Origin of the sequence: Carboxydothermus ferrireducens DSM 11255, from assembly GCF_000427565.1 — a bacterium.
GTDB classification, from domain to species: Bacteria; Bacillota; Z-2901; order Carboxydothermales; family Carboxydothermaceae; genus Carboxydothermus; species Carboxydothermus hydrogenoformans.
Map to the genome: position 1 here is coordinate 1 of NZ_ATYG01000025.1, position 19970 is coordinate 19970.

Genomic DNA, 19970 nt, shown 5'->3' on the forward strand with positions numbered 1-19970 from the left:
TCTTGCGATTTTTTGGGGACCCCGTTATAAAAACCTGTTTGCACAGGTCAGGTCCTATGAAAGGGTCAATCCAAGCTTTTATTCCCTTCCGTACCCTTACCGAGTACGGGCCGCTTGCCGTTATTCCCTTGCCAAGGTACCTGTCGCTTTCGGCGTTTCCCGCCGTCGGCGACGTCTCTTAATTTATCATATCTCTGCGTCCCTTGTCAAGCGGTTTTTTACCTGCTTTTTTGCTTCCGGTCCTTGCCGCTGACGCCGTGACGCTTTTTTAATATATCAAATTCCTTTACCTTTTTTCAAGGGTTATTTTCTGGAAATACAAAAACCGCCGGTGACTTCTTCACCAGCAGTTTTATGGAAATTAAAAGAACTTTATCCAACTACTTCAAGGATGAAGGTAACATAATCTGGGGTACTTCACCCACGATAACCGTTTCAATTATAGGAAGTTTATAGGAAAGCTTTGCCTCTTCACTAACTAATGGAATCGCTACTTTATAGCTCGCTTTTAAAATAACCGAAAGCTGAAATCTGGTCTGGTTAAGGCCGCCCGATTCAAAGGAATCCAAACAATTTACTTCAACGTATCCCATCGGTATAAAACTAATCTTTATTTTTGGACCGAAGGAAGCCAATACCTTTAAACCAAATAACTGTCCAAAGGGAATCGCTACTTTTTGTTTTCTCAACGAATTAATATGTTTTTGCATTCTATTGCCAATTCTTGTAGCTAACTTATGAAACAAAAGTGTATTGGATTGAACCAAAGTTATCTTGCCTTTTTGATCCTTTTCTATCCGAATTAATTTTTCTGTCTGAAACTCTTTACTTTCAATTTCCTGAAGTACAACTTTTGTAAATTCTTCAGTGATAATTTGGTTTATGCGTACTTTAGCTAAATTTAAAAACAAATCTCCAATAAATCGCTCTACTATCCAGGTAAAAGTTAAGGTAAATAGGAGCATTAAGGTAACAAACACCTTAATACGTCTTATTTGGTAAGGGGTAAAATACAAGGCTATCACCACCCCAGGTTATAAAATAGGGTATGATAGCCGTACACAAATTGTTACTCTTCAAAGCTAATCTTTAAAAATCGCCGTTTTCCAACCTTAACAGTATAGGGCTCTTTAGAGGGTTTTAAAACAAAATTAATATCATTGATTTTCTCTTGATTGACTAAAACAGCCCCCTGAGAAATTAACCTTTTAGCTTCACTTATGCTTTTTACAGTTCCTGCAGAAAACAGTACTTTAGGCAATAAAACAACTCCACCATCTATTAATTCACCTGGAACCTTATATTCAGGAATTTCATCGGGCAGCTCTTTCTCACGAAAAATTTTAATAAACTCCCGTTCGGCTTCATCAGCCGCTTCGCGGGAATGATACTGAGTAATAATTTCTTTTGCCAAAAATACTTTTGCATCCCGAGGATTTAACACACCCGTTTCCATTTGGATTTTCATTTCATTAATTGTTTCCATTGGAACCGATGTTAGCAATTCCAGATAACGCAAAATGAGCGTATCAGGAATCGACATTATCTTCCCAAACATTTCTTGAGGTGTCTCATTTATTCCAATATAATTTCCAAGACTTTTACTCATTTTTTGCACGCCATCGGTACCTTCCAATATCGGCATCATAATAGCAATTTGTGGCTCTTGCCCGTATTCTTTTTGTAAAGTTCTACCCATCAAAAGATTAAACTTCTGGTCAGTTCCTCCTAATTCGATATCGGCTTTTAGAGCAACGGAATCATATCCTTGCATTAAAGGATAGAAAAATTCATGAATACTAATAGGCTGCCCCTCTTTAAATCTCTTTGCAAAATCTTCTCTTTCAAGCATCCTTGCTACAGTATATTTGGAAGCAAGTTTTATTACATCGGCAAAAGTAAGCTTAGCTAACCATTCGCTATTAAAAACCATTTTGGTCTTTGCCGGATCTAAAATTTTAAAAATCTGCTCTTGATAGGTCTTGGCATTTTCCAAAACTTCTTCCCATGATAGCTGCTTCCGGGTTTCTTTTTTTCCAGTTGGATCCCCAATTTGGGCGGTAAAGTCCCCAATGATAATGATTACCTCATGGCCTAAAGATTGAAACTGTTTTAACTTTTGCAAAACCACCGTATGTCCTAAGTGAATATCCGGTGCAGTAGGGTCAAGGCCAAGCTTTACCCTTAAAGGCTTTCCTTCATTTAAGGATTTTTTTAGCTTTTCTACTAATTCCTCTTCAGGAACAATTTCTGCAACTCCCCTTTTAATTATCTCAAGTTGACGCTTTAATTCGTCCACTGGCATCTCCTTCCTATGCTTGGTATATTCTAAGCTTAATATTTATTATGTATTATTCCTTAATTTTCCGTCAAGGTAAAACTTTTTCAATACATCTTTCCCAAGATATGTTATAATTTTTTTTAAGTAAAAGGAGGTTTTAAAGTGGGAAAACAACGAAAAAGAATGCCAAAGTGGCTTTTAGTTTCCCTGCTGGTATTTATCCTATTATTCTTCCTTGGTTCAATTGCCGTGGGTAGTTATATTTATTATTGTTTAAAAGACGTACCCTCTTTCTCTCCCAAAATGCTGGAGTTGTCTGGAACCACTTTAATTTTTGATAAAGACAATAATATAATTGCTGAAGTCCATGGCAGTGAAAATCGGATACCTGTAAAAATAAAAGAAGTTCCGGAGGTTGTAAAGAAAGCAATAATCGGTGCTGAAGATGCCCGCTTTTACCAGCATCACGGTATTGATTTAAAAGCTATTTTAAGAGCAGCCCTGGAAGATTTAAAATATGGAGCTCCGAAAGAAGGAGCAAGCACAATTACCCAGCAGTTAGTTAAACTTACCTTTTTAACCCCAGAAAAAACCCTAAAAAGAAAAATTCAAGAGGCATATTTAGCTATCCAGCTTGAAAGAGCTTTTACCAAAGATGAAATCCTCGAAATGTATTTAAACCGTAGTTATTTCGGTGAAGGCGCTTACGGAATAAAGGCCGCCGCCCAAACTTACTTTGGCAAAGATTTAGATGAATTAACTTTAAGTGAAGCAGCTCTTTTAGCTGGGTTACTTCCAGCACCAAGTCGTTATTCTCCTTTAAACAACAAAGAGCTGGCGCTAAACCGGCGTAACATTGTCTTAAATAAAATGGTGCGAGCAGGCTTGATAACTGAAGACCAAGCCAGAAAAGCTAAAAGCGAACCTTTAATCCTAAACCCCAATCTTATAGACAAAAGTCACCAAAAATATAAATATCCCTATTTTGTGGAATTTGTAATTGAACAACTTACAGAAAAATTTGGAAGTGACCGGGTTTTTCGCGGTGGACTTAGAGTTTATACAACCTTAGACCCCAAAATTCAAGAAGCTGCAGAAGAAGCGTTATCAGATCCCAAGAACTTTCCCAAATCCAAGCGGGATAAAGATGGAATTTTACAACCTCAGGGTGCAGTGGTAGTTCTTGATCCTAAAACAGGTGAAATTAAAGCAATTGTTGGAGGGCGCGAACATAATCAGCTACGGCAGTGGAATAGAGCTACCCGGACCAAAAGGCAACCGGGTTCAGCCTTTAAGCCAATCATTGCCTATGGTCCGGCTATTGAAAACGGCATGTCACCGGCTACAGTAATTGATGATAGACCTATTAAATACGGCAAACATTCTTTTGTCAATTCCAATGGCAAATATCGGGGATTAATCACTTTAAGAACTGCTCTTACTTATTCAGTAAATACCGTTGCCGTACAACTTCTCGAGAAAGTTGGCTTTGCTGAAGCATTTAAATTTGCAAAAAAGCTTGGCATTGAGCTAAATCCTAAGCTTGAATCAAACCTCGGGGTTGCCCTTGGCGGTCTTACGGACGGAGTTACCCCTCTTCAAATGGCAGCCGCTTACGGAGCCTTTGCCAATAATGGAATTTATGTCGAACCATCGGCGATAATCAAAGTCGAATCAGCCACCGGCGAAATACTCTATGAAAATAAACCCAAAAAGCGTATAGCCATGAAACCGGAAACCGCTTTTATGATTACTTCAATGCTCGAAGACGTTATTTTTAAACCGGGAGGTACTGGTTCCGCAGCGCGTTTAGACCGCCCGGTTGCCGGAAAAACGGGTACAACCGATGAAGGAAAAGACCTCTGGTTTGTGGGTTATACTCCCGATTTAGTCGCTGCCGTCTGGGTTGGCCATGATAAACCTCAACCGATTCCCGGAGGATTCGGCGGTATCTATCCAGCCAGAATTTTTAAAGCAATAATGACTGAAGCTTTAAAAGGAGTACCAAAATCTGACTTCGAAAAGCCCAACGGTATTATCAAAGCCACTGTATGTGGAAAATCAGGACTTTTACCGAGTAGTGACTGCCCTCAAGACCAGTTGGTTTATGATTATTTTGCCAAAGGAACAGTACCAACCAAAATTTGTAATGTCCATGTAAAAGCAGAAATTTGCGCTGATTCCCATTTGCTGGCAACAGAGTATTGTCCCAATAAGCTGACCGTCAGCTTAATTGATCTACCCTATGAAGTTCCGAGTTACGTTTTAGACTACTCATTAAGGTTACCCAAAGAAAAATGTAATATTCACGGTCCGGGAAGCCAGTCTTCAACTCAAGAGGTAGAAGTGCCCATTTGCACCGATCCATCCCACAACGGTCAGGATTTCTTGGCTCTAATTCCCAAAGCCGGTGAAAGCGGAGGTTGTCCACCCCAATATGTTACCGTTAAAAAGTTTCCCAAAGATAAGGTACCAAAAGTTTACTGTGATATACCGGAACATCAAATAAAACCTGCCCAAGGTAATGACAATCAAACAACGCCTCCCGGCAATAATCAAACAACCCCTCCTAACAATTAGGAGGGGTTTACTTTAAATATACCTCCGTTGCACCATCTCCCCCTTGATTTTGCGGTGCAAAATTAAATTTTTTCACAAAAGGAACTTCCCGTAAATAATCCCATAAAAATTTTTTTAACGCACCGGTACCCTTCCCGTGAATAATTCTAACCTTCTCTACCCCGGCTAAGTAAGCATTATCTAAATATTTTTCCACCACCGGTTCGGCCTCAAGGGTATTCATACCCCGAATATCAAGCTCTAAATTAAAATTTTGTTTTTTGGTTAATTCTAAGCCTGCTTTTTTAACCTGACCCTTCTCGTTTTCTTTTTCCTGTTTTTGCGCGGGCCTTATTTGATCAAAACTTACATTTAACTTCATTATCCCCGCTTGGACTATGGCATAATTTTCTCCAACAGCTAAAACTTCCGCTTTTTGTCCAACTTCAACCAATTCTACCGTTTCTCCTACTTTGGGCCGATAAGGTTTTATTGGTTCAAAAGGCAAGGCAAAATTTTGCGAGAATTCTTTAGTTTTCTGGCGTGCCTCTTCAAGAAGTTTTGCCAAATTTTTTTCCTCATAAGTCTTAATCTTTTCTTTTATTTCTTCAATAACAAGCTTACCTTTCCGTTCAATTTCCAAAAGCTTCTGCTGATACTTTTCCCGGTACTTTCTAATAATTTCTTCTTTTGTTTTTTCAAGATTTTCTAATTCATCATTAAGCTTAGCTTCTTTTTCTTTGAGGGATATTAGAAGATTTGCTACTTCTTCTTTAGCCTTTTCTAACTGCCGTTTCTCTTGCTCAACGTCAAAAATAAGCTTATCAAGTTTCAACTCTTCTTCCTTCAAAAAACTTTTAGCTTTTTCAATTATTTGTTCTTTTAGTCCCAAGCCCTGGGCAATATACAAAGCATTACTCCGTCCCGGTTTTCCAATGTGTAAACGATAAGTCGGTTTTAAGCTTTCAGGATCAAATTCGACCGAAGCATTTTCAACCCGCTCGGTCTGCACGGCATAAGCCGCAAGTTCACTGGTATGGGTGGTCGCAACTACTTTTACCTTTTTTCCCCGAAGTTCTTCCAGAATTGCTTTGGCCAATGCAGCTCCTTCCCGGGGGTCAGTGCCGGTCCCCAGCTCGTCTAACAATACCAAGTCTCCTTCCCGGGCATTTTCTAAAATAAATTTTAAATTTAGCAAATGGGAAGAAAAAGTACTTAACGATTGAACGATACTTTGCTCATCGCCAATATCAACATAAACTTCTCCAAAAAGGCCAATTTCTGTCTCAGGGGAGGCAGGAATAAACAAGCCAGCCCGAGCCATAATGGTTAAAATCCCTATAGTTTTTAAAGTAACAGTCTTACCGCCCGTATTGGGTCCGGTAATAATTAATAAGTCAAATTCTTTCCCCAGAGTTAAGTCAAAAGGTACCGCCTTCTTTCCCAGAAGGGGATGACGGGCCTGTTTTAAAGATAAAACACCGTTTTCAGTAATTCTTGGTTTATAGGCATCTAACTCTAAAGCAAGACGCGCTTTTGCCACAATCAGGTCAATTTCACCCAAAAGCTCATAAGTACGTTTGATTTCCGTTAAATTACAAGCTAAACGCTGGGTAAAATCTTTGAGGATTTTTTCAATTATTTCCTTTTCCTGTAATTCTAAGGTTTTAAGTTCGTTTCCCGCTTCTACTGCGCTGTACGGCTCAATAAATAAAGTTTGGCCTGTATTAGAACGATCGTGGATAATTCCCGGTACCTGACTTTTATAAGAAGCTTTTACCGGTAAAACGAACCTTTCACCTCGTACGGAAATTAAAGGTTCTTGCAAGTATTTGGCCAGTTCAGGGTCTTTAAGATATTTTTCCACTGCTTCTCTCATTTTGTCCTTTAAACGGGCTATCTGCCCCCGAACCCTTTTTAATTCTGGAGATGCTTCATCTTTAACAGTTCCTTCAGGCCAAAAACTTCTTTCAATATCTTTTACAAGAGCTTCATCAAAGAAAAGCAATTTAACTATTTGCTTTAGCCGTGGAAATGCACCGCGACTAATCTCAAAAAAAGTATCTTTAGAAACTTTAAGCAACTGACCTAAACGATATATTTCTTGCCCGGTTAACATGCTTTCTTTAGAAAGTTTTAGAAAAATTTCGGAGAAATCCGAAAGCACACTTAAATCTACCGTTTTAAATCGCAAATAGGAAAGTCCTTCTTCAACCTCCAAAAGCTTTTCCTCAATAATCTTGCTATCGGATAGCGGTCTAACTTTTAAAGCCAGTTGTTTTCCCGGAAAAGATTCGGCTTTCTGCCAGAGTTTATTAATAATATCCGGAAATTCAATTTTTTCCAAGGTTTTTTGATTCATTTCTTACTCCGCTCCTCGAAAATAATGCCCGGTGGTAAAACCTTCAGGATAAAGGTGTTTAAGAGTTTCCAGACTTGTAACCTCCGGTTCATATTTTTCGCCCAAGTTATTTAAACGTTTAATTTCTTTTCGCCAAATTTCCACCACTTTATACACTCTATCCGGATCTTCTGCAGGAAGTTCAAGGCGTAAATATTCTATACCTGGAAGTTCGGTGAATTCCGAGAGATTTTTTAAAATGTTTAACTTTTTATTATTAAAAATATGCATTCGGCAAAATTGGTCAGTTTTTACAGGAAATTTGACCCCTAACCGGTCTTTTAAATAATAATCCCCCAAATAGCATACCTTACCACATCCTTTTTCCCGGGTCATTCCTCCCGCCACAGATCCTATAACGCAGTATTCACTTACCATTAAAGGTAAATCCCCAAAAACCACTGCTTCCTTAGCCATTTCAGCAAATCTTGCCGTTTCCTTAAGCATTTTAAAGGAAAGCTCGAGGGAAAGTGTTGCTCTGTCTATCGACCAACCGTGCAAAACCCACTCGGTTAGCGAATTAAAAACATTAAAAGAAAAATCCGCAGCAAGCCTGTATCCGAATTTATTGGCATAAAAAATAATACCGGGATTTCCCGCTAAGATTCCCGAAAAGTTGTGAGCCTTTTGAAGTTCTTCGAAAAATAATTCTAATTCCTGGTCTTTAGTAATCCTTGGGACGTGAAGCCAAACTTCTTGATAATCCTTTTTCACTGAAAATATTTCCGCGTAATTATACGGTTTTTTAAAAAACCTTTCCCCCGCTAAATAAACAATATCGGCCCCCGCCCGCAAAGCATTAATGGCTGCCTCGTTACTTCCAACTTTTACCGTAAGTTTAAAAATGTTTTGTTTTTGCTTATTACTTACCGGTAAAAAAAGCTTTTGGCTTGTAATCTGCCTCTTATACTTATTTATAATCATAGCCGAAAGTTTTTCAATTGCTTTTCGGCGAAGTTTGTTTAATTCACTTGCGGGAACTAAAACTCCTTCCTCCAAGCCTTCCGCAACTGTTTCACTAAGCGAAAAAGGGGTATTACCAAGGCGATTAAGCTGGTCCTGCAAGTACTTCAAATCTGCAGGATGTTTTAATGCAGTTTCAACAACATACTCTGACTCAACTTCCACCCGGTGGCCAAAGCCGTCAGAAAGAATTAATCTTAACGGTTCTCCCCTTCGGGCAATTACTTTCGCCAAAAGCGGAAATTTTCTTATTTCCCGCTCCCTGGTAAAACTTTCCCTCGCCTCTTCCAGCAAGCGCCGACTGGAAGTCTTAAATACCCGGTCCTGGGGAAATACCCGCTCCGGAAGATAAAATTCCACCAGGTCACCTTTTTCTGCCCTATCTACTTTTTCCTTACCCCGGTAGAGGGAGCCAATTTCTACTCCAACCCTTCCTCCTTTTTTAACCCAAATTTCTACCCCATCTCCTTCTTCCAGACGGTCCTCTAACTTCACCCGAACGCTATTTTTACGTTCATCATACCCTACAACCCGTCCGACAAAAACCCCTCGATTATTGGGGCGCTGGTAACTCATTAATTCCTGCCCGGGTTTTCCCAAAAGATATGCTGTTGAAAAATTTCGATTAAAAATTTCACGAAGCTTTCTATCCTGTTCTTCACTAACCCGGAAATTTTGCGGGTCATTAAAATATAAATCTATCAATTCACGATAAACTTTAACCACCGTCGCCACATACTCCGGTCGTTTCATCCGCCCTTCAATTTTAAAGGAATCCACACCGGCTTTTATTAATTCGGGCAAAAACGCACTTAGATTTATGTCGCGAGTACTTAAGAGATACTCGCCTAAATTCTCCCCGATTTCTTTTTCATCTTTAATTAACCTATAAGGTAAGCGGCAGGGTTGAGCGCACTTCCCCCGATTACCACTGCGCTGGCCAATTATACTGCTCATTAAGCACTGGCCCGAGTAAGAGATGCACAAAGCACCATGGATAAAATGCTCAATTTCTACCCCAGTTTTCTTTTTTACCTCCTGAATTTCAAAAAGCGATAACTCCCTGGCTAAAACAACCCTTTTTATTCCCAGCTGTTTAATTAAGGAAATCGCATCACTGTTATGAAGCGTCATCTGGGTACTGGCATGAATATTTAAGTCGGGAAAATACTCTCTAATTACTTTCGCCAGCCCTAAATCCTGGACAATTACAGCGTCTGCTCCTTCTTTATAGATAAGTTGTAAAAACCTGAATACTTCTTTTAACTCGTAATCAGTAACTAAAGTATTTAAAGTAATGTAAGCCTTTACTCCCCGTAAATGACAATAATCAATGGCTTTAACTATTTCTTCATCAGTAAAATTTTCGGAAAAATGACGGGCATTAAAAAATTTACCCCCAAAATATACCGCATCTGCTCCATTTTGCACAGCAGCTATTAAATTTTCATAAGCTCCTACTGGTGCTAAAAGCTCTGGTTTTTTTAACATTTTTTTACCCCCTAAATAGGTAAAAGAGCGTGGCCTAAACCACGCTTACCTTTTAACCCTAATTAAACCTGAAGTTGCAATTACTTTAATTCCATTTTCCTCAAGCTTGTCAAGCCACAAATTCATCCCCAGGGAGTCGCTGGCCATATGCCCGGCAACTACTACATTTATATTATGCTTTTCTGCCTCTTTTTTATGTTTTTCCGATATATGCATGGTCACAATAGTGCCTACATCGGTAGTAGAAAGTTTGGCAAACATTTCATCGGAACCACTGGTTCCTCCGGTCATATCTACAAAGATTTTGCCGCATCTTCTTTCCGGTGCGCCCACAACTATGGTGGGACCAGCCCCAATTTTGGTCGCTTCTTTATATTCCGGTAACTCCTTCAAGAAATCAACAACTTCTCCTACCGTTTCAGGTTTTTTCTCGTTAAAATAATTGGTTAAATAAGTAGTTACAAGATTATCCGCAGGAGTATGGACGCTCATAAAAGCAAAGCCCAAAAGCTTCGCCGCATCAATGGCGCGGTTATGGTTTAAAGGCATTAAACCGCGCTTTACCTCGCCAATTCTCGGTGCCATTATTCCTTCAGCTACATTTATGGGTACGCCAAGCTGATGCAAAATATCTTCCTGAAGATGCATTACTTCATAAAGCTTGGCAATCCCCGAACCTTCCGGGTGGTGGGTTATTATTAAATCTATTTTTGTCCCCTTTTCGGTAAGGCGATCAGCCAGTAATACTTCACCAACTTCCATATCAATCCCAACCAATGCGGTATGTATCTCTTGTTCTAAATCGCCCAAGTATACCCGGGTATCGCTATAAGGATTGGTCAGGTTTTCTAAGTCATACTCTTCTTTTTCCTTTTCCGAAAGCTTTTCATAACGCTTTTTTTCTTTTTCTAAAGCTTTTAATACTTGTTCTTTACCCCGTGGATCACTTTCCATCCCCATTTTTACTGCTAACTCATAAATTTCTTTTAATTTCATTTTCCCACTCCTTATTTACTTTTTTGAAACATACTTATTATTCTTTAGGTAAAATCTATAAGGCAAATCCTTGCCCGCATTAATTCCTATCCGTGTCGTCACAACAATATCTTCTTCAGCTACCGGCTCCCCTTTGGTAATATATAAAATTTTACCCCCGGTCAAATCATGACCGTTCAATTTTAAATCAATCGCCAAACCCTGGGTTAATTTTGCCGGTCCACTTAAAAGTTCTCTTTCACTTTTACCTCCACGTAAAGTTTTAATGATATCAATACCTTTTACCGGTTCTAAAGCTCGAATTAATACTGCTTCAGCCCGGCCTATAGCGCCGGTTACCACATTAAAACAATAATGCATCCCGTAAGTAAAGTACACATACGCATGTCCCGGCGGTCCAAACATCACTTCATTTCTTTTGGTTTTGCCCCTGTAAGCATGACAGGCCGGGTCATTTTGATGATAAGCTTCTGTTTCGACAATTTTGCCAATTAACAAATGTCCGTTATATTCCCGGACAAGATAACAATTTAGTAAATCTTTGGCGACAATTAAAACATCTCTGGCATAAAACTGTCTTGGTAAGAGCATAAGCACCTCTATTATAATAAAAAACTTAAATCAATTTGGCAATATTTTCTTATTTTCTCCTTAAAAATTTTTTTAGGGATTTTAAATCTTTGGCGTTTAAAACATCTTTTTTTGTTAAAAGAGCCTTTCTGGCTACAGTAACTCCAAATTGCAGGTCATTGGCCAGACGGTTGGTATCATGAGCATCGGTATTGATAGCAATTAAAACACCTTCACGGCGGGCATGGCTTACATATTCATCATTTAAATCTAATCTTTCCGGAGAGCTATTTATTTCCAAAGCCGTACTGTATTTTGCCGCCTGGGCAATTATTTCTTCAACATCAACATCATATTGTTCACGCCGTCCCAGCAACCTGCCGGTAGGATGACCGATAATATCCACATGTTCATTTTTAATTGCCTCAATTATCCGCGCCGTTTGTTCTTCTTTGGGGAGTTTAAAACCGGTATGCACCGATGCTACCACCACGTCAAGCTGCGCCAGCAATTTATCCGGTAAATCCAGAGAACCATCTTTTAAAATATCAACCTCGATACCTTTTAACACAGTAATTCCTTCTAATTCCCGATTTAACGCTTCTATTTCTGCAATTTGAGCTAATAACCTTTCTTCGTCAAGGCCTTTGGCCACGGTTAAACTTTTTGAATGATCGTTTATAGAGATATATTCATAGCCAAGCTTTTGTGCCGCTAAAGCTAAATCTTTAATAGAATTTATTCCATCACTGTGCTGCGAATGAACATGTAAATCCCCCTTAATATCGGAAGCAGTAATTAAATCATCCGTATCCGCTTCTTTTAAAAATTCCAGCAATCCCTCAGCAGTCCGCAATTCCGGTTCCACATAAGGTAAGCCTATGGATTGAAAAATCATTTCTTCATCACTAAAACTTTTATCCAAAACCCCAATAGCTTTTACAAAACTTTCAGGACCAGTGGTCAAGAATAATTTATTCCCCCAGCTATTAAAAGTGGCAAAATCAATTTTAACCTTATATCCTTCCGGGGCTAAAAAGAGCAGCCCATCGTTTTGGTCAAGGAGCTTAAAACCAAAATTCTCCATAAGTTCAGTAAATTTTTCCTTCGATCCATTAAAAATTATCAAAAAATGATAATAAGGAATTATTTCTTCTTTTAATCTTAAACTGCCTGTACTACTTACTTTTTCTACACCGGGTAAGCTTTTAATAAACTCTAAAATTTCCGTTTGATTACGGCTATACAAGCTAATGGTGATTTTTTCCTGCCATTCCCGCGCTGAAGCTATCCCCACTAAAATTTGTTGCTCGGTTTTACTGCCTATTCCCGGAATTTCCTTTAGTTTATGAGCTTTTGCTAAACTTTCTACCTCATCGAGGGTATCAGGTCGGTAAGTTTCATATATTTGCTTGGCTGTCTTTACCCCAATCCCCGGGATTTTCAATAAATCAAAAATTATTAGCGGGATTTCCCCTTTTAGTTTTTCATATTCTGCAATACGTCCCGTTCTGTAAAATTCCAAGATTTTTTCTCTTAAATTTTTTCCAATCCCCGGCAATTCTTCAAGGCGGTCTTCGCTGATAAAGCGTTCAAGATCCTTAATATTCCGCAATATTCTGGCAGCCTGGCGATACGCATTAATTTTAAAAAAATTTTCCTCCTTATATTCAAGCATTAAGGCCATTTCATCAAAAATACGACTTAGTTGTAAACTTATCATTCTTTGTCCCTACTTTCTTCGTTTAAAACAGAAGCCAACTGGTCATATTTTTGTTTTAAATCCTTCAGTTCTTTTTCTAAGGTTAAACCAAGCAAGACATAGTTCCAGTGCCAGGGAAGCTTCGGGTACTTTTCCTTTAGCTCTCTAATTCTTTCATCCAAATTCCGAGCAAGCTCCACCACTTCTTCTTCCGGTAATTCACTTTTTAAATAGTATTTTTCCCCGTCAATCTCCACTTCAATTCGCTTCAATTTATCACCTCGTTTTTTAAAGAAAGTTTTTTAAAAATACCCCCGAAAAGCCGGGGGTATTTTTAAAAGGTCCTCAATTTTGCACCAGTTTTAGCCTCTAAAGCTTCCAGGACTTGGGCCATGAAATTATTAATTTCTTCCTCGCTTAAAGTCTTTTCCGTGGAGCTAAAGGTTAGTGAAATAGCAATACTCTTTTTGTTTGGACCAAGCTTTTCTCCTTCGTAAACATCAAAAATCTCAATATTTTTCAATGTATTAATTTCTAAACCTTTTATGACCTCAATGAAAGTGGCAGCAGGAATTTCCCGTTCCACCAAAAGTGCAATATCCCTTTTGACCTCGGGATAGGGGGATAAAGGAGTATATTTTTTCTCCACCGGAATCAAAGTTTTTAAAAGATCATAATTTAGTTCAAACACAAGGGGAGTATTTTTAAATTCATACTTTTTTTGGACGAGAGGATGCAGTTCACCAAGATAGCCAATTTCCGTATTTTCTAAATAAACCCGGGCTGCCTTTCCTGGATGAAGAAAGGGCAGGTCTTTGGCCGCAGAAAAACTAAAGTTATTAATCCCAAGAGAAGTAAACAAGCTTTCTAAAATACCTTTAACATAATAAAAATCGTATTTTCTGGGCTTATTATACCAATCGCCATATCTATAACCAAGGGCAATACCGCCAATTAGTTTGGTTTCTCTGGGTAAATCTTCGCCACTTTTTTCAAATACATTTCCCATTTCAAAAAGTAACAAACTTTCCTGTTGACGATTTTCATTTCTTTTAGCGATATCCAAGAGTCCGGGTAACAAAGTAGTACGCATGACCGACTGTTCAATGCTTAATGGATTTAAAAGTACTACACTTTTTGTAAGCACCTCGTCCACAGAAAGTCCTAATTTATTATAAGAGTCCGGATTAATAAAACTATAAGTAATGATTTCCTGCATTCCCAAAGCGGTTAAAAGATTTTTTACTTTATACTCAAAATTATACTCCGGAGAAAAGCCAGTGGTGGTTATACCAATGGGCATGGTATCCGGAAAATTATTATATCCCAGATAACGGGCAATTTCTTCATAAATATCAGCTTCCAAAGAAACATCCGGACGGTAACTCGGAACTTCGACAAAAATTTTCTTTTCACCTATAGTAATTCTAAATCCCAAAGACTCCAAAATTTCAACAACCCGTTTGGCATCCAAAGAAATACCTAAAAACTCTTCGGCTTTGGAAAGGCTAACAGCAATTACCTTTGGTGTAAATTTCCTGGGATACACATCCTCATATCGCCCCTGTATAGTTCCCCCAGCTAATTCGCAAATCATTAGTGCCGCTTTAATTAATGCCCTTTTAATCCCTTCGATATCCACATTTTTTTCAAACCTCTGCGAAGCATCGGTGCGAAGCCCGAGTTTTCGGGCAGTTTTCCGGACCGACACCGGATTAAACCAGGCTGCTTCAATAAAAACAGTTTTTGTGTCATCATCCACTTCGGTATTTTGCCCGCCCATAATTCCGGCTACCGCAATGGGTTTTTCCCGGTCAGCAATTACCAACATTTCGGAAGTTAATTCCCTTTCTACACCATCTAATGTAGTAATTTTTTCTCCCGCTCTGGCGTTTCTAACAATTATTTCCGGCGAAGCAAGTTTATCCAAGTCAAAAGCATGTAAAGGCTGACCGTATTCCAGCAAAATATAATTGGTTACGTCAACGATATTATTAATTGGGCGAATCCCAGCCTTTCGCAGTCTCTGTTCGAGCCATAAGGGCGAAGGACCTACCTTTACATTTTTAATCACAATACCCATGTACCGCCCACAAAGTTCAGGATTTTGAATCTCAATGGAAACCGGACAGCTACCATTATCAAGAGGCAATTCCGGCTCAGCCAGTTTTAACCTGTGGCCGGTCAAAGCTGCTACCTCCCGGGCTACACCCAAAACCGATAAGCAATCTCCGCGATTCGGGGTTAAATCCAGTTCTAAAAGGTAATCGTCAAGCTCCAGAACTTTTTCTATTTTTTCACCCACCGGTGCTTCCGGGGGTAAAAGCATTAAACCAGGCTCCGCACCTTTTCTTTCCAAAAGTCCCAGTTCCTCCGCCGAAAGTAACATTCCCTGGGAAACAACTCCCCTAATTCGCCGTTCCTCAATTGTTATACCGTTAGGCAGTTTAGCCCCGGGAAGAGCAAAAGGATATTTAAAACCGGCAAAAACATTTTTGGCACCGGTAATAACTTCAAAAATTTCTTTTCCGGTAGAAACCTTTGTTTTAAAAAGCTCCGTTCCAGGAAGATTTTCTACTTCAAGCACTTCGCCAACAACAACTTTTTCATAATTTCCTATATAGGTAACTTTTTCTACCGCAATTCCCACCGAAGTGAGCTTTTCTCCCAGTTCCTGGGCGGTATACGGTATCTCACAAAACTCCTGCAACCAGTTATAGGAAATATTCACTGAGAAGCCCCCCTTAAAACATCTGCAAAAACCTTATGTCATTATCGTAAAAAAGGCGTAAGTCATCAATGCCGTACAAAAGCATGGCAATCCGTTCTAACCCCATTCCAAAAGCAAATCCTGTAACCACACTGCTATCATATCCGGCCATTTCTAAAACCCGGGGATGCACCATACCGGAACCTAAGATCTCCAGCCACCCCGAACCTTTGCAAACTTTACAGCCAATACCGCCGCAAATAACGCAAGAAATATCCACCTCAGCGCTGGGTTCGGTAAACGGAAAGTAACTGGGTCTTAACCGCATTTTAGTTTTGGGTCCAAACAATTCTTTAATAAAGGTTAATAAAACTCCCTTTAAATCGGAAAAACGAATATTTTTATCAACCGCAAGTCCCTCACACTGGGCAAACATCGGTGAATGGGTAGCATCATCATCCCGGCGATAAACTTTACCCGGCGAAATTATTCTTATAGGCAGGTTAGGCGCATACTTTTCCATTACCCGTACCTGTACCGGGGAAGTATGAGTCCGCAACAACACTTCCTCGGTAATATAAAAGGAGTCCTGCATATCCCGGGCAGGGTGGTCTTTAGGTAAGTTAAGGGCTTCAAAATTGTAGTAATCTTTTTCAATTTCCGGACCCGTAGCCACAGAAAACCCCATTGAAGTAAAGATTTCTACTATCCGATGCTGTACTTGAGTCAGAGGATGGAGCTTGCCGAGTTTCAGAGAATAACCGGGTAGTGTCACATCAATTGCCTCTTTACTCAGTTTCTCTTCCAGGGCCTTCTGCAAAAGCTCCTGCTCTCGTTTCTCCAAATCTTCCTCTATTAACTTTTTTACGGTATTAATCTTGTGCCCCGCTTCGGGCCTTAGTTCCGGAGGTAAATTTTTTAAATTTTTAAGAGCAAGGGTCACTTCTCCTTTTTTCCCCAAAAACTTGACCTTTACCGTCTGCAGTTCATTTAAATCGGAAACTCTACTTACTTCTCCTAAGTATTTCTGCCACAGTTCTTCATTATGCAAATTCAATCCCTCCTATATAAAATTAAAAGCTTTCGCCCGTTTTAGGGACGAAAGCTAAAGTTCCGCGGTACCACCCTACTTAGCCATAAAGCTCACTCTGCAGAAAGGGTTATCCCTTTCTTACTTGCTAACGGAAGAATCCGTTGCCGCCTACTTACCTTTCAGCGGAAAGCTCACGGGCGAACTTCAGTCGGCCTGCCATAAAAGGGCTTTCAGTCCGCGGCCCTTTCTCCCTGGATGGTCAGCATCCAACTTACTCCTCCCGGTCATTGCCTTTTATAGCTAATTAACTTTTTATAAATTAAGTAAGCTGTCAAGGAACCGGTAGCCTCAAATACGCTCCACCAAAACTTTGCTAAATACTCCCCCATGCCACCCACCCCTTGAAAATTCTACGTTAATTATAGCACAATTCAAAAAATACTACAAGTTATACCTGTTTTTGGCCCATTCATATATAATAATTCCGCCAGCAAGTGCAGCATTTAAAGATTCTATTTTTCCAGGCATGGGGATTGAAACTTTTTGATGCGGAAGACTTTTCAACGCCAAACTGATGCCCTTTCCTTCATTACCAACAGCAATAAAAAATTTTGCCGGAAAGTTAACGGCAGTTAGAGGTATCCCTCCTTCGCTTTCCGCTAAAAATAACGGTATATTATTTTTTAAGATTATATCTTTTAGTTCGTCCGCTTCCATCCTCAATACGGGAAACTTAAAAGCGGTCCCCGCGGAAGCCCTTATAACTTTTGGATTATAAATATCAACTGCGGGAGGTAACAAAATTACCCCGGAAACACCAAACCCAAAAGCAGCTCTTAGTAACGTGCCTACATTTCCGGGGTCCTGAAGACCGTCAAGAACTAAAAACGCACCATCTTTACCGGCGGGCCAGGATAAAGACTTCATACAAGCTACCGCCAGAATCCCCGGTGGCGTAACTAATTCGGAAATTTTGTTAAACAACTGGTCCGTTAAAACCACAATCTTCACACCGTCATCATCAATTTTTTTGGCCTGCCAGTAGCTTTCACTTACAACTAAATATTTTAGAGGCCAATTATCAGTAATTAATTCAAAAACAAGCTTTTCACCTTCCACAATAAACATTCCATTTTTGCGCCGAAAGGCGCTATCTTGATATAATTTTTTCAACTCTTTATAAAATGAGTTTTCCGGGCTGGATATTTTCTTAATCACCAATATCCCGCTCCAACTTTTTAAAGTTTTCGTTCCGCCCAATTAACACTAAAATATCTCCCACTTGCAGCACCTCATCGGACGACGGAGAAATTACCAACTGCTCCCCGCGTTTTATCGCCAAAATGGTAAAACCATATTTAGCCCGAACATCAATTTCCTTGATTGTTTTCCCAGCATAACGCGGTGGAATGTTTATTTCCAAAATAGAATATTCATCGGACAGGTCAATAAATTCCAATATGTTGTTTGCCACCATTTTATTTGCTACTTTTACTCCCATTTCTTTTTCCGGATAAACCACCACATCAGCCCCAACTTTAGCCAATATCTTACCGTGCAAGTCGTTCTGAGCTTTGGCCCAAACCTTCTTTATTCCCAATTCCTTCAAAATCAGAGTAATTAAGATACTGTTGTGCATTTCCTGTCCGATTGCTACAACCACTTCATCACAATTTTTTATACCAACGGCTTTTAGAGTTTGCTCATCCGTTGCATCGGCACATACTGCGTGGGTGACAAAATCTTTTACTTCCTCCACCCGCTCTTCACTACTATCAATAGCCAAAACCTCATACCCCAAATCACTTAGAGTCTTGGCCACACTGGAACCAAAACGGCCAAGACCGATAACTCCAAACTGTTTGGACTCCATAAATTTCATCTCCTATCCAACCATTACCTTTTCTTCCGGCAAAGTAAACAAAGCTTTTTTCCGCCGCTGCGCAAGGGCATAAGTAATGGTAAGCGGACCAACCCTGCCAAAAAACATCATTAATATTATTAAAATCCTGCCAAGTTCCGATAACTTCGGCGTTAAGCCCATCGATAGCCCTACCGTGCCAAAAGCGGAGACAGTTTCAAACATATTCATCAAAATATTGTGTCCTTCAGTAAAGGTGAGAATAAAAGTAACAATATTTATTAATGACAGGGAAATCATGACAATGGCGATTGCTTTAAAAATTTGTTCCCTGGGCAAACGCCGGTTATAAACCAGGATCTCATCCCGACCAAGAATAATATTGATCACCGCTAAGGTTAATACCGCAAAAGTAGTGGTTTTAACCCCACCTCCTGTCGACCCCGGTGAAGCACCGATGAACATCAGGATAATAATAAAATACTGGGTTGCCGGATGAAGAGCCGCAATATCTACAGTATTAAATCCAGCCGTTCGAGGCGTAACAGCTTGGAAAAAAGCCGCTAAAATTTTCTCACCAAAAGGTAAAGCTCCCAGAGTTTTATCGTTGTTGTATTCCATGACAAAGATAACCAAAGTACCGACCAAAAGTAAAAGTCCGGTAGTCATTAACGTTATTTTGGAATGTAGGGATAACCGTCCTTTTTTTCTCAAATTAAAAAGCTCGGAAATAACGTAAAAACCAATTCCTCCGGCAATAATCAAAATAGCAATTGAAAGGTTAACTATAACATCCCCAACATAAGGGGTTAAGCTTTTAAAATTTCCGATTAAATCAAAACCAGCATTATTAAAAGCGGACACCGCATGAAAAACCCCAAACCACATTCCCTTAATAAAGCCGTAATCTAAAGAAAATCTTAACCCCAAAATAACTGCAAAAACTCCCTCAAAACTAAAGGTAAATAAAATAACCTGTTTGGTTAATTTAATAATTCCCTCTAAACTGGCCTGGTTTAATGCTTCCTGAATAACTATCCGCTCACGTAAGTTAATCCGGCGGCCCAAAAGAATAGCAAACAGCGTGGCAATAGTCATAAAACCCAGGCCGCCCACCTGGATTAACAGCAGGATAACAATTTGCCCAAAAAGCGACCAGTACGTTCCCGTATCAACTACCACAAGACCTGTAACGCAGACCGCCGAAGTGGCGGTAAATAAGGCATCTAAGAAGGGAGTAACCGTACCATCTTTGGTTGAAATCGGCAGCATTAATAAAACTGTACCTAAAAGAATAACTCCTGCAAATCCCAATACCAGGATTTGCGAAGGAGTTAATCGTCTAAAAAAGTTTATTTCTTTTTTCGTATTGATTGCCAACACTTTCACCAAAACCCTTCATC

At 39.5% G+C, this 19970-nt stretch carries 14 protein-coding genes and 1 other annotated feature; of the genes, 1 reads left to right on the forward strand and 13 read right to left on the reverse strand.

Annotated features, from left to right (window positions below):
* Nucleotides 1-380 precede the first annotated feature (380 nt).
* The gene (yunB, locus tag CARFE_RS0109870; protein WP_028052641.1) at nt 381-1016 is read right to left on the reverse strand and encodes a sporulation protein YunB; all 636 of its coding nucleotides are present in this window, start codon (nt 1014-1016) and stop codon (nt 381-383) included.
* 53 nt (nt 1017-1069) lie between these two features.
* Entirely contained in the window at nt 1070-2305 is a 1236-nt protein-coding gene (gene tyrS, locus CARFE_RS0109875) for a tyrosine--tRNA ligase (protein WP_179393730.1), read from the reverse strand.
* 138 nt (nt 2306-2443) lie between these two features.
* Between tyrS and CARFE_RS14945 the strand changes: the two genes are divergently transcribed.
* A complete protein-coding gene (locus CARFE_RS14945) occupies nt 2444-4861 on the forward strand; it encodes a transglycosylase domain-containing protein (RefSeq protein ID WP_245570777.1) in 2418 nt (805 codons plus the stop codon).
* 7 nt (nt 4862-4868) lie between these two features.
* On the opposite strand, the gene CARFE_RS0109885 is transcribed toward CARFE_RS14945, so the two are convergent.
* From CARFE_RS0109885 to CARFE_RS0109940, 11 genes are all read right to left on the reverse strand, one after another.
* On the reverse strand, nt 4869-7202 hold the full coding sequence (locus CARFE_RS0109885; protein ID WP_028052643.1) for an endonuclease MutS2: 2334 nt from the start codon (nt 7200-7202) through the stop codon (nt 4869-4871).
* A 3-nt stretch (nt 7203-7205) separates the two neighbouring features.
* Nucleotides 7206-9695 (reverse strand): DUF3656 domain-containing U32 family peptidase, encoded by a 2490-nt coding sequence (locus CARFE_RS0109890; protein ID WP_028052644.1) that lies wholly within the window; start codon nt 9693-9695, stop codon nt 7206-7208.
* Between the two features lie 45 nt (nt 9696-9740).
* Complete coding sequence (locus tag CARFE_RS0109895) at nt 9741-10691, reverse strand: Nif3-like dinuclear metal center hexameric protein (RefSeq protein ID WP_011344470.1); 951 nt, start codon at nt 10689-10691, stop codon at nt 9741-9743.
* 15 nt (nt 10692-10706) lie between these two features.
* Nucleotides 10707-11282, reverse strand: a complete 576-nt coding sequence (locus CARFE_RS0109900) for a DNA-3-methyladenine glycosylase (RefSeq protein ID WP_011344471.1) — start codon at nt 11280-11282, stop codon at nt 10707-10709.
* Between the two features lie 49 nt (nt 11283-11331).
* Entirely contained in the window at nt 11332-12984 is a 1653-nt protein-coding gene (locus CARFE_RS0109905; RefSeq protein WP_028052645.1) for a DNA polymerase/3'-5' exonuclease PolX, read from the reverse strand.
* The gene (locus tag CARFE_RS0109910) at nt 12981-13235 is read right to left on the reverse strand and encodes a cell division protein ZapA (protein ID WP_028052646.1); all 255 of its coding nucleotides are present in this window, start codon (nt 13233-13235) and stop codon (nt 12981-12983) included. Before CARFE_RS0109910 ends, CARFE_RS0109905 begins: the two co-directional genes overlap by 4 nt.
* A gap of 62 nt (nt 13236-13297) precedes the next feature.
* Nucleotides 13298-15694, reverse strand: a complete 2397-nt coding sequence (gene pheT, locus CARFE_RS0109915; protein ID WP_028052647.1) for a phenylalanine--tRNA ligase subunit beta — start codon at nt 15692-15694, stop codon at nt 13298-13300.
* 13 nt (nt 15695-15707) lie between these two features.
* A complete protein-coding gene (pheS, locus tag CARFE_RS0109920) occupies nt 15708-16730 on the reverse strand; it encodes a phenylalanine--tRNA ligase subunit alpha (RefSeq protein ID WP_028052648.1) in 1023 nt (340 codons plus the stop codon).
* A gap of 34 nt (nt 16731-16764) precedes the next feature.
* Nucleotides 16765-17003 (reverse strand) — a binding site (T-box leader).
* A gap of 144 nt (nt 17004-17147) precedes the next feature.
* The gene (locus CARFE_RS0109930; RefSeq protein ID WP_028052649.1) at nt 17148-17924 is read right to left on the reverse strand and encodes a TrmH family RNA methyltransferase; all 777 of its coding nucleotides are present in this window, start codon (nt 17922-17924) and stop codon (nt 17148-17150) included.
* The gene (locus tag CARFE_RS0109935; RefSeq protein WP_011344478.1) at nt 17917-18579 is read right to left on the reverse strand and encodes a potassium channel family protein; all 663 of its coding nucleotides are present in this window, start codon (nt 18577-18579) and stop codon (nt 17917-17919) included. The genes CARFE_RS0109930 and CARFE_RS0109935 overlap by 8 nt, the downstream gene beginning before the upstream one ends.
* A 12-nt stretch (nt 18580-18591) precedes the next feature.
* Entirely contained in the window at nt 18592-19956 is a 1365-nt protein-coding gene (locus CARFE_RS0109940; protein ID WP_226986692.1) for a TrkH family potassium uptake protein, read from the reverse strand.
* Nucleotides 19957-19970: the final 14 nt, after the last annotated feature.

Excerpts from the sequence above, each read along its gene's own strand:
- CARFE_RS0109895 (WP_011344470.1), bottom strand. The coding sequence starts at position 10,691 with ATGAAATTAAAAGAAATTTATGAGTTAGCAGTAAAAATGGGGATGGAA.
- CARFE_RS0109905 (WP_028052645.1), bottom strand. The coding sequence starts at position 12,984 with ATGATAAGTTTACAACTAAGTCGTATTTTTGATGAAATGGCCTTAATG.
- CARFE_RS0109935 (WP_011344478.1), bottom strand. The coding sequence starts at position 18,579 with ATGGAGTCCAAACAGTTTGGAGTTATCGGTCTTGGCCGTTTTGGTTCC.
- CARFE_RS0109900 (WP_011344471.1), bottom strand. The coding sequence starts at position 11,282 with ATGCTCTTACCAAGACAGTTTTATGCCAGAGATGTTTTAATTGTCGCC.
- tyrS (WP_179393730.1), bottom strand. The coding sequence starts at position 2,305 with ATGCCAGTGGACGAATTAAAGCGTCAACTTGAGATAATTAAAAGGGGA.
- CARFE_RS0109890 (WP_028052644.1), bottom strand. The coding sequence starts at position 9,695 with ATGTTAAAAAAACCAGAGCTTTTAGCACCAGTAGGAGCTTATGAAAAT.
- CARFE_RS0109885 (WP_028052643.1), bottom strand. The coding sequence starts at position 7,202 with ATGAATCAAAAAACCTTGGAAAAAATTGAATTTCCGGATATTATTAAT.